Annotated in this window: 11 protein-coding genes; 8 read left to right on the forward strand and 3 right to left on the reverse strand. The window is 40.5% G+C overall.

Translation table 11 applies throughout. The annotated features are described in order from the left end of the window. Nucleotides 1–7: 7 nt before the first annotated feature. Entirely contained in the window at nt 8–1,432 is a 1,425-nt protein-coding gene (locus tag IGI44_RS21850; protein WP_438790018.1) for a cryptochrome/photolyase family protein, read from the forward strand. Between the two features lie 57 nt (nt 1,433–1,489). On the opposite strand, the gene IGI44_RS21855 is transcribed toward IGI44_RS21850, so the two are convergent. Beyond that, nucleotides 1,490–2,137, reverse strand: a complete 648-nt coding sequence (locus IGI44_RS21855; RefSeq protein ID WP_438790019.1) for a FusB/FusC family EF-G-binding protein — start codon at nt 2,135–2,137, stop codon at nt 1,490–1,492. A gap of 315 nt (nt 2,138–2,452) precedes the next feature. Between IGI44_RS21855 and IGI44_RS21860 the strand changes: the two genes are divergently transcribed. Next, on the forward strand, nt 2,453–2,896 hold the full coding sequence (locus tag IGI44_RS21860) for a MarR family winged helix-turn-helix transcriptional regulator (RefSeq protein WP_438790020.1): 444 nt from the start codon (nt 2,453–2,455) through the stop codon (nt 2,894–2,896). Nucleotides 2,897–3,005: 109 nt separating this feature from the next. Continuing rightward, nucleotides 3,006–3,500 carry a GNAT family N-acetyltransferase gene (locus IGI44_RS21865; RefSeq protein ID WP_438790021.1) on the forward strand — a complete coding sequence of 165 codons (495 nt, stop codon included), beginning with the start codon at nt 3,006–3,008 and terminating at the stop codon, nt 3,498–3,500. A 57-nt stretch (nt 3,501–3,557) separates the two neighbouring features. Here IGI44_RS21865 and ndk read toward each other — a convergent pair whose 3' ends face one another. Next, nucleotides 3,558–3,953, reverse strand: a complete 396-nt coding sequence (gene ndk / locus IGI44_RS21870; RefSeq protein ID WP_438790022.1) for a nucleoside-diphosphate kinase — start codon at nt 3,951–3,953, stop codon at nt 3,558–3,560. A gap of 201 nt (nt 3,954–4,154) precedes the next feature. Here ndk and IGI44_RS21875 point away from each other — a divergent pair, with 201 nt between their 5' ends. Then, nucleotides 4,155–5,162, forward strand: a complete 1,008-nt coding sequence (locus IGI44_RS21875; RefSeq protein ID WP_438790023.1) for an NADH:flavin oxidoreductase — start codon at nt 4,155–4,157, stop codon at nt 5,160–5,162. Between the two features lie 132 nt (nt 5,163–5,294). On the opposite strand, the gene IGI44_RS21880 is transcribed toward IGI44_RS21875, so the two are convergent. Continuing rightward, nucleotides 5,295–5,882: a TetR/AcrR family transcriptional regulator gene (locus IGI44_RS21880; protein WP_438790024.1), complete on the reverse strand. Its 588-nt coding sequence runs from the start codon at nt 5,880–5,882 to the stop codon at nt 5,295–5,297. A gap of 117 nt (nt 5,883–5,999) precedes the next feature. Here IGI44_RS21880 and IGI44_RS21885 point away from each other — a divergent pair, with 117 nt between their 5' ends. The 4 genes from IGI44_RS21885 to IGI44_RS21900 all read left to right on the forward strand — a co-directional run bounded on the left by IGI44_RS21885 (nt 6,000) and on the right by IGI44_RS21900 (nt 13,352). Beyond that, nucleotides 6,000–6,701, forward strand: coding sequence for an ABC transporter ATP-binding protein (locus tag IGI44_RS21885; RefSeq protein ID WP_438790025.1), 702 nt, complete (start codon nt 6,000–6,002; stop codon nt 6,699–6,701). Between the two features lie 9 nt (nt 6,702–6,710). Next, the gene (locus IGI44_RS21890) at nt 6,711–9,506 is read left to right on the forward strand and encodes an FtsX-like permease family protein (RefSeq protein ID WP_438790026.1); all 2,796 of its coding nucleotides are present in this window, start codon (nt 6,711–6,713) and stop codon (nt 9,504–9,506) included. 177 nt (nt 9,507–9,683) lie between these two features. Then, nucleotides 9,684–11,621 (forward strand): heavy metal translocating P-type ATPase, encoded by a 1,938-nt coding sequence (locus IGI44_RS21895; RefSeq protein WP_438790027.1) that lies wholly within the window; start codon nt 9,684–9,686, stop codon nt 11,619–11,621. Between the two features lie 147 nt (nt 11,622–11,768). Further along, on the forward strand, nt 11,769–13,352 hold the full coding sequence (locus IGI44_RS21900; protein ID WP_438790028.1) for an oligosaccharide flippase family protein: 1,584 nt from the start codon (nt 11,769–11,771) through the stop codon (nt 13,350–13,352). Nucleotides 13,353–13,690: the final 338 nt, after the last annotated feature.

The raw sequence follows: 13,690 nt of genomic DNA on the forward strand, positions 1-13,690 counted from the left end.
TGATCGAATGCAGACGGTTATGTGGTTTCGTCGGGATTTGAGGATAAAGGACAACAAAGCGCTTTATCATGCGTTTCAAGATTTAGCTGCTGGTGATGAGTTAATTTTATTGTTTCAAGTTAACCCAGCGCAATTTTTAAAAGACAGTCATAATCATCATGCTTTCTTTGCAAGTCTGGCTTATTTTAAGGATAAAATCGATGAGAAGGCGCAGCTGCAAATTCAATACGGAGAACCAACCGAATTGTTTAAACAACTAAAAAAAGCTTTACCGGATTGGAATAAAATTTATTTCAATGAAGATACCACCGGCTTTGGTGCTAAACGAGATGAAGAAGCAAAGCAATTTTTCCGACAACATGCGATTGATTATTTTCGTTTTCAAGATCATTACCTTCATGGAGCAAATGAGATCAAAAATCAACAGGGGGAAGCCTATAAAGTATTCACTCCTTACTACAATCAATGGAAGGAACGCGTAAAGGAAACACCATTGAAGGTCCAATTTCAAGCTGAATCGGTCTATTCAAAGGTGCTATTTCCTGCTGACGAGCAAAAGTTTGAGGAGCTAGTCGCTAACTTACCGAAGGTTAAAAATCTTGGCGAAGAGGCAGCACAGCGTCAATTAAAGAAATTCGTCAAAAAATCAGTGGGAAACTATGAAAAGGCTCGCGACATCCCAAGCTTAGATCAAACCAGTCATTTGTCTCGGTATTTAAGAACGGGAGAACTTTCGATTCGAACGGTTTGGCAGACTTTACAAGAGGAGAAAAGCTCTCAAGGACTTAATACCTTTCAAAAAGAATTGTGTTGGCGGGATTTCTACAATATGATCTTTACGAATCATCCTCGTCAACAAAATGAACCAATCCAAGCACAATTTCGTTTCATTCGTTGGGAAAACGATCAGGAAAAGTTCAAAAAATGGCAAGAAGGCAAAACCGGCTTTCCGATCGTTGATGCAGCGATGCGTCAACTGAACGAAACCGGATGGATGCACAATCGTCTGCGGATGATCACCGCTTCTTTTTTGACGAAGGATTTGTTAATCGATTGGCGCTGGGGTGAGCAGTATTTCCAGCAGCAATTGATCGATTATGATCCTGCCAGCAATATCGGTGGCTGGCAGTGGGCCGCTTCAACTGGAACCGATGCTGTACCGTATTTTCGCGTGTTCAACCCTACGACGCAATCACAAAAGTTCGATAAAGAAGGCAAATTCATCAAGAAATATGTGAAGGAATTGAAAAATGTTCCCGAAAAGCTGATCCATCAACCAGAGAAAATGACGCAGGCAGAACAAGAAGAATATGACGTAATTTTGGATAAAGACTATCCAAGACCCATTGTTGAACATAAGGAACAACGAAAACGCGCGATTTCTATGTATGAGGCTAGTAAAGAGTATGCCCGTGAAGTGGAAGAAAATTGAAACAACCGAAAAGAGAGGAAACATACATTCACCTGTATGTTTCCTCTCTTATTTTAATTATTTTGTCACTGTCTCCCAGAAGCGATCTAAGGTTTCTACTTGTGTCAGTTGGCGATTGCATTGATCGCTATCGGTACAAATGTAGTTGCCTTTTTTAGTATAAGTTCCGTCTCCTGCGGATTTAGTGGTTGCTAAAAAGAAAGCGACGGTGCTGATCTGATTACAAATAGCACAATGCCCTTTTTGCACATCAGTACTAAAGCTGCCATAGGCACCGGTAAAGCGCCCGTCAATTTTTCGAATCAAGTATTTACGATTGGTGCCGCTGTCGTTCCAGCCCAAATAGCTTAATTCTCGAAAATCTTTCGCTTCCATGTCAGGATAATGCATTTTCTTGACTTTACGAAAGCTTTTTTCAATCTGCTTCGTTGATGGGATAGCCATCGGAATAACGAACTGTTTCATCTCTTCAAACAGCTTTTCGAATTTGTCGCGTGTGAGCGCAGTATTCATAAATTGTTCCCAATATGCGGCTAGTAAAGGATTGCGGCCGAAAAATTCTTCGGTCTTTCCTTGGATCAATGTTTGTAAAGTGACGACGGTTTGCTTGTCGTTCACTGAATGGTAGGCGCTGACAAGTTCGCTGACCTGCTGTTTGCAATACCAATATTCGTATGGGGTTAAAACATTATTTTCTGTATTCATGGTTGATTTTCCTCATTTCTCTCTTTGAGGAAAATTACTTTTCCGTCAAAGAACTAATCGTTTAATAAGTAGGATTGTTCTTTGAGCGTACGATACAAGATGAATGTGTCATCATGATCTCCTCCTAATGTTGCATGATACGTACCTCAGATAGAATAAATCATTCTTCGTGTTTCCACAAGTCTTTTATTCTAACTCAAGGATAATTTTAGTGACTTGCTTGATTGAAGGTTAAATAGTTGATTAAGTAAACTAAAAGAACTATACTTCGATTAAGTTGATAAAGTAAACTATTTTCGAAGGGAGGGACATCTTTTGGATACTCATGATGTCAGAAGATTTAATCGGTACTACACCAGAATTCTAGGTGTATTTGATCAGAAAGTTTTTGATCTGGATTATTCAATGATCGAGATGCGGCTTCTGGGAGAAATTGGTCGTCATCCCGGTATTACCGCAAATGAGTTGACGACGTGTTTGAATATTAAAAAAAGCTATTTAAGCCGACTACTAAGCCGACTGGAACGAGATGACTATATTTACAAAGAAAAAAATCCTGATGATACTAGAATGCGGCATCTTTTTCTCAGTGAAAAGGGGATAGAATTAAACCAATACGTGGAAGAACAGTCTGATCGCAAGGTGTGGGAACTATTAGAACCTTTAGATGAAGCCAATTATCAGAAACTGGTTGCCGCGATGAAGACGATCGAAGAGGTTTTAGCCAAAGTTGTGCCAAATGAGCTTGAGAGCAAGTAGTAAAGAAGAAAGTAATTTTTCTTTATGAATGGAAAGTTTTAGTAGTAGAAGCTTTATGAATAGAAAGTGTTTAAGAAAAATACCAATCATTGATAGAGGAGTGTTTCAAATGGCAGAAATATCAATTGTCCCTTTTGACGAACCATACACACAAGAAATCGTTGATTTGATTCTTCCGATCCAAAGAGAGGAGTTTGATATCGCTATCAGCATCGAGGACCAGCCGGATCTTTTACGAATAAGAGAAGAATACATCGAGACCGGTGGGAACTTTTGGGTGGCGTTATCCGAAGGGAAAGTCGTTGGCACAATCGCGCTAGTCAAATTGGAAAATCATTGCGGAGCGATTAAAAAAATGTTCGCCGCTCAAGAATTTCGCGGAGAAAAGCAAGTGGGAAGGAAACTGCTGGAGACGCTAGTTGCCTACTGTAAGGCTCAGGGGTATGAACGTTTATATCTAGGAACCGTTGATGTGTTAAAGGCGGCACAGAAATTCTACAAGAAGAATCATTTCGAATTGATCGATAAAGCAGACATGCCAAAGGATTATCATTTAATGGACGTCGATACGGTCTTTTTTATGCGGGATTTAACCAAAGAATAAATTACACGGAAAGTATCCAACACGAGCTCTAATGTTGGATACTTTCCGTGTTTTCTATTAGAAAAAGCGCTGGAGCTCCGATTCAGCAGCTTCAACTGAATCAGAAGCATGAATCACATTTTGGGTGACACTGGTTCCGAAATCACCGCGGATGGTTCCAGCAGGCGCTTTGCAGGAATCTGTTGGTCCAGCTAGATTGCGCATGACTTGAATCACGTTTTCCCCTGTGACTTCTAATAAAATAACCGGTCCGGTTGTCATATATGCGACTAAATCTGAGAAAAACGGACGATCCTTCAGGTGTGCATAGTGAGCTTCGACCTTTGGCGTTTCTAAAGTCGTTTTCACCATTTTTGTAATGGTCAAGCCCTTGTCTTCAATCCGTTGTACAATCTTTCCTGTCAAACAGCGGGCCACGCCGTCTGGTTTGATAATGATCAGTGTTCTTTCCATAAGCAGACTCCGTTCCTCTTTTAGATAAGTATATCAAATTAGCTAAAAATCTCCTCGTTAAGACGTTGTTTTTCGACTGTTCAAATGCTAAAAAATCGTGATAAATCCGTTCAAAATCACTATTAAGCCTGTGATTAACCTGATAAACTAGTAGCAGAAAGAAATCGTTCGTTTTGTCGATTGAACAAAGGAGGAGCAGTTATGAGTTTGTTAGGATCACCGATCAACGTTGGAAATTTGGAATTACCAAACCGTCTGGTTATGCCGCCAATCGCCACGTCAAAATCACAAGAGGACGGCAGAGTAACCGAGGAACTTTGCCAGTATTACGCGGAAAAATCAGCAGGTGGATACATTGGCTTATTGATTACCGAGCACAGCTATATTAGTCCCGAGGGGAAGGCTGGTAATGGGCAACTATCGATTGCTAAGGACAGTGATGTTGCTGGGCTAACCAAATTAGTCCAAACGATCCATCAAAATAACACCAAAACGTTTGCCCAAATCAATCATGCGGGTGCCAGAGCCAAGCAGGACATTATTGGTTGTCTGCCAAAAAGTGCAAGTGCTGTCCAGCATGCAAAATTCGCCAAAAATGATGCGTTGCCGATTGAAATGACGACGAAAGATATTCAACAGGTGATTGCTGAGTTTGCGGCAGCGGCAGTTAGGGCCAAAGATGCCGGTTTCGATGGGGTAGAGATTCATTCTGCTCATGCGTATTTGCTGACACAGTTCTATTCTCCTTTGACGAATCAGCGGACGGATCAGTACAACGGACAAACCATTGAAGGCAGGATAAGACTGCATTTAGAAATTATTCAGGCTGTTCGCGAAGCAGTTGGCGCAGATTATCCGTTGGCGATTCGATTAGGAGCTAGTGATCACACGGATGGCGGTACCACGATTGAAGACAGCATGATTGCCGCGCAAGCCTTTGAAAAAGCCGGAATCGATTTATTGGATATTTCTGGCGGGTTCAGTTCCTATATCAATCCTTATTCTAAGGAGCAGGGCTATTTTAGCGATCTGACTGAGGCGATCAAACGAAATGTTGAGATACCAGTGATCCTGACAGGCGGGATCGTGGATGCGGCTGTCGCGGAAAAATTATTACGAGAAGAAAAAGCCGATATGATTGGTGTCGGACGGGCAATCTTTAAAGACTCTAATTGGGCAAAGCAGGCAATGGGGCTGCTGGAAAAGTGAGCGTTTAATCAGCAACTGAAGAATCCTATCGTAAATTATGTGTGAAAAAAACTTTACAAATAGAAAGCAAAAAACCATTTTACTATTGTTTTGGATAGTAAAATGGTTTTTTGCTTTATTCTGAAGCTTGTGCTAAATCAATAATTCATACGGGGATATCTGACGTGCTTTGTGAACCATGGTCGCAATATCTTCGGGTGATTCTACGCCGCCCTTCTTAATCCAAAGTAAGATAATCGCTACGATACTTGATAAGAGAATCTCCAAGGCATAGTCTTCTGGAAGATTTTCTTTTTTGAATTCGAGTGAAGTAGATTGGTTAATTTTTGATTCAATCAGCTCGGATAAGATGCCCTTGATCCTTGAAACAAAATGCCGATCGCCGCCAGGTCCGGCAATTGCGCTGACAAAATCAAAATCCTTTTTGACATAAACCAAGGCTTCTAAAATCAATGGATAAGGAATCAGCTCCAACGGATCATTGACGTCACCTTCATTGGGCCGCAGTAAAATTTTCTTCAGGTCTTCGATTGTTTCCATTTCTAATTTTTCCATCAAATCATACTTATCAATATAGTGCGTGTAAAAGGTCCCTCGATTGATACCAGCTTCACGGGCAATCTCCATCACCGTCAAGCTCTCAAAGCCTTTTTCATGAATCAATCGAGTGAAAGCTTGTTTGATTGCTAGCTTACTGGCTGTTTTTCTCTTTTTTACCATGATGATCCTCCTTAATTAAACAGAATCGGAGAAAGTGTATATTGTATCGAACGCATATTAATTCTATACTAATTCCATTATTCAATCAACACGTTGTTGAAATAAGGAGGATGTTTTATGAGTTACATTGAAATGGTTCACAATTATAAAAGCTATCACATGGGGGATACGGAAATCCTGGCGAACAAGGATGTTTCTTTCCAAGTCGAGAAGGGAGAATTGGCGATCGTGTTGGGGCCATCAGGAGCTGGAAAATCGACAGTATTGAATATACTTGGCGGGATGGACAAAAATACAAAAGGACAGGTAATTATTGATGGAAACAATATTGCCGATTATTCTGCCAAACAATTGACCGTTTATCGCCGAGAAAGTGTCGGATTTGTTTTTCAATTTTACAATTTGGTTCCCAATCTGACGGCGAAGGAAAATGTTGAGCTGGCTTCTGAGATTGTCACCGACGCAACAGATCCCAAGCAAGTCCTAGCAGAAGTAGGGTTAAAAAATCGCATGGAGAACTTTCCTGCACAATTATCTGGCGGGGAACAGCAGCGAGTAACGATTGCTCGAGCAGTAGCGAAAAATCCGAAAATTTTACTCTGTGACGAACCCACAGGGGCTTTGGACTACCAGACTGGCAAGCAAGTGCTGCAAATATTGCAGGATATGAGTCGCGAAAAAGGATCAACCGTTATCATTGTGACTCATAATGCGGCGCTGGCTCCTATCGCTGACCGCGTGATTCGGATGCACGATGCGCAGGTAAAGGAAGTTACTATAAATCAATACCCTAAACAGATATCTGAAATTGAATGGTAGGTGGAAACGATGATCAAAAAGAAAGCATTATGGAAGGATATTTTTCGCTCGTTTAAACACTCAAAAGGACGATTTATCTCAATTTTATTGTTAATGATGATTAGTTCTTTTGCATTGGTAGGACTGAAAGTGACTGGTCCCGACATGCGAGAAACCGGGAAAACCTATTTTTCTGAGTTGAATATGGCAGATATAACGGTAATCGGCAGCTACGGGCTCGATGACTCCGATCAAAAGGCAATCGGAAAGACCGCTGGTGTGCGTCAAATTGATTATGGCTACTTCAAGGATGTTACCAAGAAAAACTCCACGGAAAGTTTTCGGATCTTCTCTAAAACAAAAGATGTTTCTACTTATCAAATAGAAAAAGGGCACTTACCACAAAAAGACAACGAGATCGCCTTAGATGCAAAATATGTGGAAGAATATAAATTAGGTGATACGATTCGCTTTTCTGAAAAGGCAGATAGCACAAATTCGAAGCGATTAAAAAAAGATCGCTTCAAAATTGTTGGATTTGTCGATTCTCCTGAGGTTATCTCGTCGCTCAATCGCGGCCAGTCAACAGCAGGTACTGGTGAACTGGATGGCTTTGGAATTGTAAATTCTGCGAATTTTGATTCGCCCTATTATATGATTGCACGCATGACCTTTAACGATACTCGAAATTTGAACCCTTATACAGATGACTATAAAGAGAAGGTTCAAAAGCATAAGGATGATCTGGATGAGCAATTGAAGGAACAGCCAGCTGCACGATTAACTGCGATAAAAGCAGAGTATCAAACGAAAGTGAGTGATGAAAAAAAACAACTGACTGATGCTAGAGCACAACTATCTGATGGTCAATCTCAGTTGGAAGCGGTCAGAGAACAACTGACAGCTGCGCGTCAAGAACTAGAAATGCAAAAGCAAAAAGCGGCACAAACGGACTATGTTCCTGAACAATTAAAAGCGCAGTTACTGGCAAGTGAGCAGGAGCTGGTTCAAAAAGAAGCGGACTATCAAAACCAACGCAAACAGTTTGATGTGAAAAAAGAAGAAGTGCAAAAGAAATTAATGACAGGTGAAAGTCAGATAGCAGATGCACAAAAAACGTTGGATCAATTGAAACAGCCTGTCTACCTTGTTAATAGTCGACGGGAAGCACCGGGCTCCGAAGGCTATAAAATCTATAACAGTATTTCGACAATCGTCGATGCTCTAGCAAATGTCTTTCCAGTTTTTCTTTTTCTGGTTGCTGCTCTTGTCACCTTCACTACAATGGGGCGTTTTGTTGATGAGGAGCGAAAAAATTCCGGCGCACTGAAGGCGTTAGGCTATACAGATAAGGACATTTATAAGAAATTTGTTGTTTACGGATTAAGTTCGAGCATGGCGGGCACAATTATTGGAATCATTTTGGGGCACACGCTGCTGCCGTTAATCGTCTACAATACGTATCATGAAGGCTTTACCATACCTAAGATTCAGCTTGAATTTCATTGGGAAATTTCTGTGATTGCCTGTGTTTTAGCGTTCATTAGTGCAGTGATACCTGCTTTGCTCTCTGCCAAAAAAGAGCTAAGGGAACGGCCAGCAGATTTGCTGCTGCCAAAGGCTCCAGCGCAAGGTTCTCGTATTTTACTGGAGAGAATCCCGTTTATTTGGAATCGTTTGAGCTTCACGCATAAAGTAACGGCCCGGAATCTTTTTCGGTATAAAAAACGCATGCTGATGACGATATTTGGGGTGGCAGGCTCTGTGGCATTGTTGTTTGCCGGGTTTAGCGTCCAGCACTCGATTGAAGGGATTAATGAACGCCAATTTGGCGAATTGATCCGTTACGATATGATCGTGGCTGAATCAGATATACTGACGCCTGCCCAAAAAAATGCAATCCAGCAGCAATTAACAGACCCTACAGTAAAGGAATATGCATCGGTTCATTATGAAACTGTGACTAAAACGGCCGGAGCAGCTGGCGACACACAAGAGATCAAATTAATCGTGCCAGAGAAAACACAAAATTTTTCGGATTATATTCAGTTAAATGATCGCAAAACAAAAAAAGAATTGCAGCTGAAAGATGACGGTGTAATCATCACGGAACGATTAGCGAAATTACTAAAGGCAGAAGTCGGTGACGAGATAAAGGTGAAGGATGCGGAGAATCAGAAGCGAACTGTGAAGGTGGAAGGAATCACCGAGATGTACATGGGACACTTCATGTTTATGAATCAAAATGAATATCAATCTGTCTTTAAGCAGGATTTCCATTCCAATGCCTCATTGGTTAATTTAAAGGATGCTTCTGAGAAAAATACGAAGGAACAAGCTGCGAAGTTTATTGATTTGGCAGGTGTGGTTGGAGTCGTACAGAATACAACGATGACTAGTCAAATCACTATGATTGTTAATTCACTGAATAAAATTATGGAGGTCTTGGTTCTAGTTGCTGTGCTGTTGGCCGTCGTCATTCTATATAATTTAACGAATATCAATGTGTCTGAACGAATTCGTGAGCTTTCTACCATTAAAGTATTGGGATTTTTTGATAAGGAGGTCACTTTGTATATTTACCGCGAAACCATGCTATTGACAGCGATTGGCATCTTATTTGGCTTTGGGTTAGGCGAGTGGCTGCATCAATTCATTCTTACCGCTGTCCCGCCAAATGATGTGATGTTTAATCCGGCACTTTCCAGCATAAGCTTTATTGTACCAACGATCATTATTGTCGTTGTGACGATTATTCTAGGTTTTATCATTAATCATCGTTTGAAAACTATTGATATGCTGGAGGCATTGAAATCGGTGGATTAATTGAAGTTTCTTTCTCGTGATAGAGAACACTTTATGAGAAGTATTTCTGATAAAGTGTTCTTTTTTATGGAAAAAGACTAGCTATCCGCTTGACATATGAATATGTATTCATATATACTTGGTTTAAACATATGAATGAGCATTCATATAAAATCATGATGAAAAGAGGAACGTATTATGGAAAAAGGGAGCATACCACTTCATAATCAGGACACTACCCACAGCCATGAACATAGTCATAATCATGGAGGAAAACTCACGATCATACTGTTTTTTGTCGGACTTGCGGCATTTCTAGCAGGCTTCATTTTGGAGGGTTCCAGCAGTTTTTATTCAAGTATGGCATTTATTCTCTCTGTTATTACTGCAGGGTATCATATTATCCTTGAAGGTGTCGGTGATACGATCAGAAATTCACACAGTGCCAAAAAATTTCAGCCAAATGTTCATTTTTTGATGGCTTTAGCTGCTGCCGGTGCGATCGTGATTGGCAAATACGAGGAAGCCGCCATGCTGATCGTGATTTTTGCGGCAGCGCATTTCTTAGAGGATTACGTAGATGGAAAAAGCAAACGAGAAATTACGAACTTATTGAATCTAAATCCGACAGAAGCCAGAATTGTTTATCCTGATGGCAGTACGCAAATAGTTCCTGTCGATGAGGTAAAGGTGGGCGATAGGTTGCAGGTTCTTAATGGGGCACAGGTACCAACCGATGGCGTGATTTTAAGCGGAAACACTTCGATTGACGAATCCCCCATCAATGGCGAAAGTATTCCTAAAGAGAAGACGGTCGGGGATGAGGTTTATGGGAGTACGATCAACGGTTCCGGCACTTTCACTATGAAGGTCACCAAGGATAGCTCGGAAACAGTCTTTTCAAAAATCTTGCAAATGGTGAAGCAATCGCAAGAAAGTTTGACTAAAACAGCTACACTGATTCAACGTTTGGAACCCAAATATGTGACGATCGTTTTAGCCTTGTTTCCATTCGTGTTACTTGCCGGACCCTATATTTTTGGCTGGAGCTGGGAAGTCAGTTTGTATCGCAGTATGGTCTATTTGATTTCTGTTTCACCCTGCGCGCTTGCCGCAAGTGCTGTCCCAACGACTTTAGCGACAATTTCCAATTTATCTAAAAAAGGTGTGTTGGTAAAAGGCGGGGCGTATCTATCTAAACTACAAGGCCTAAAAGCCATTTCCTTTGATAAAACAGGGACACTAACAAATGGCAAACCGGTAGTGACCAATTCTGTTTTCGAACAGGGAGTGGATCAAAACGAACTTATTGATATTATAGTGGCTATGGAAAAACAATCGAACCATCCATTAGCCACAGCGATCATCAATAATTTTCCCGAAACGAGGGCGCTTCAGCTTGACGTAGAAAATCAAGTCGGCCGTGGGTTATCGACGAACTATGCAGGCAACAACTATCGTATCGGAAAACCTGCCTCCTTTGAAAAAGCTTCCTTTATCTATAAAGAAAAGGAAAAACAATTCTCTGCAGACGGGAAAACGGTAGTATTCTTCGGGAAAAATGAGACAGTAATTGGCTTGATTGCATTGATGGATGTACCGAATCAAGACGCAAAAGCAGCGATAAGCTACTTCAAGCAAGTCGGCCTTCATACGACCATGATCACAGGCGATGCAAAGCTAACTGGTGAAGCGGTCGGAAAACAAATCGGTGTTGATGAGGTCATTGCCAACGTGATGCCGGAAGACAAAGCGAAGATTGTTAAAGAACAACAGGAAACATACGGTTCAACCGCTATGCTAGGTGATGGAATCAATGATGCACCTGCACTTGTTACTGCGGATGTTGGTATTGCGATGGGCGATGGAACAGATGTCGCGATGGATGTGGCTGATCTCGTTCTAATGAAAAATGACCTGTCCAAGTTGGTTTATGCGCATCAATTAAGTAAGAAAATGGACAAAATCACGTGGCAAAACATCGCCTTTTCAATGGTTGTTGTGCTAACGTTAGTCACATTGAACTTTCTTGGCAAGCTGGACATTACCACTGGTGTGATCCTCCATGAAGGCAGTACGATCGTGGTTATTCTAAATGCATTGAGAATGCTGAAGACGCCGAAGAAGTATCTATAGATAGAGGAAGAGGCTCAAGTTTTGAGTCTCTCTTTATATGTTCAAAATTCCATCTGTTCTTTAAGTATACTTAAAGCTTATCTTTCAAGCTTTTATAACTAAGGTGAAAAATTTTATACTTGTTTATTAAGATGGGGGTATAAAGAAGTGAAAAACAAATTGGTTACTGGGACGTTTTGGTTGTCTTTATCAAATATCGTTTGTAAAGTACTTGGATTTGTCTATTTAATTCCTTGGCTGATCTTCATGGGGAACACACAGGACCAACAATCTGCTCAGGCACTCTATAATGTCGCTTATTTACCCTATGCGTTGTTTTTGTCACTGGGAACAGCGGGATTTCCAAGCGGGATTGCAAAAAAGATTGCTGAGTTAAATGCTAAAGGAAACCAGAATAAGGTAAGAGAATTATTTCAAAGCGGTTTAGCTGTCATGGAAATCATAGGGATTATCTCAGCCGTCTTAATGTTTATTTTTGCACCTGCATTAAGCAGAATTAGCCCAATTGTTGATCACGGGGCTGGCACGACTGCGATGCGTAGTCTATGTCTCTCATTATTACTCATTCCTATATTGAGCGCAATGAGAGGGTACTTTCAAGGTCTGAATATGAGTGTTCCGTTTGGTGTTTCTCAAGTGATCGAACAGGTGGTTCGTGTAATTATCATTCTTGCAGGAACCTATTTTATTCGTATTGTTTCCAACGGGAGTATCTTATCTGCGGTGGTTATCAGTACCTTTGCATCGTGTATCGGCGGGCTGTTCGCGATTTTCCATCTACTTTGGTCTGGAAAGAAAAAAGATCTGTTTCGTCTACAGGATTTTATCGCACCACCATTCAATTTAGTCCGAAGAACGAAAAATGTAGCGAAGGAAATTATTCGCGAATCATTGCCGTTTGTTTTTGTGGGTGCCGTTATTTCCATCCTGCAATTGATTGATCAGTTTTCAATAAAATCGATCTTTTCGGTAGTATTTCCAGCAATGGGGTCTGCTAGTTTGCAGACATTGTATACTTTAGCTTCTGCGAATCCCAACAAGCTGGCACCGATATTATTAGCACTAATCAGTTCAGTCACAATAACGTCTCTCCCAATGCTCAGTGTGGTTTGGACAAAGGGTGAACGTCAGTCTAGTATTGCAGACATTTTGCGATTGACATTGACCTTTTTGATTCCTTCATCAATCGGAATGCTCATTCTTTGTGTCCCGTTGAATACCGTTTTTTTTGGTTATAATTTGAATGCTAGTATCTATCTAGCTGTAACGATCGTTAGCACATTCTTCTTAGGAATTCTCAGTGTACTATTATCGATCCTACAATCTTTGAACGCACATAAAAAGGCGGTGTCTTTTACTTGTCAGCTTATTTTGTTAAAGCTCCTATTGCAAGTGCCGTGCATCTATTTATTTGAAGGGATAGGTTTGTCTGTAGCGACCACTGTTAGTACAATCGGTGTAATTATTGCTATCTACAGATATATTGTTTATGAATTTGATATCCACCCTATCGCTTACACACGGAATTATTATGAAAAAGTCTTTCAGGCAACATTCATTATGAGCGTAATCAGTTTCTTACTATTCAAAACGATGTCTAGTTTGTTTGGACTTGAAACCAGATTCCAATCGATTATTGTTATCGCAGTGATTGGTTTTGTCGGCTGTACGGTCTTTGCGGTAACCTTGTTTGGAAAGAAAATAATACGCAAAGCAAGGACACTACTGTAAATAGAAGCTTATCTCAAAGGCTCGATACTTGGTGTACAAGCTTAAATGATTTGCTAAACTGAATATCATCTAAAGCAGGAGACATTTCGTAGAAGTCTCCTGCTTTATTTTGTCTAGCCTTCCCTAGTATCTTTTTGCACACCCTCAAATTTCAAATTTAAAATCATTTTTTCAATAACTAAAAACCCAAAAGTTATATGAATGATAAAAATAATGATCGTATTTTCGGGTTATATATATTTCTACCTCATATTTAAAGTGTTAAAAAAATGTTTTAATTATAGTGACAGATTTATTAGAAATAGAGTTATTTGTACTTTGAGTTCAGCTATCGTTTG

The organism is Enterococcus sp. DIV0756 (assembly GCF_051710745.1).
Lineage (GTDB): Bacteria > Bacillota > Bacilli > Lactobacillales > Enterococcaceae > Enterococcus_A.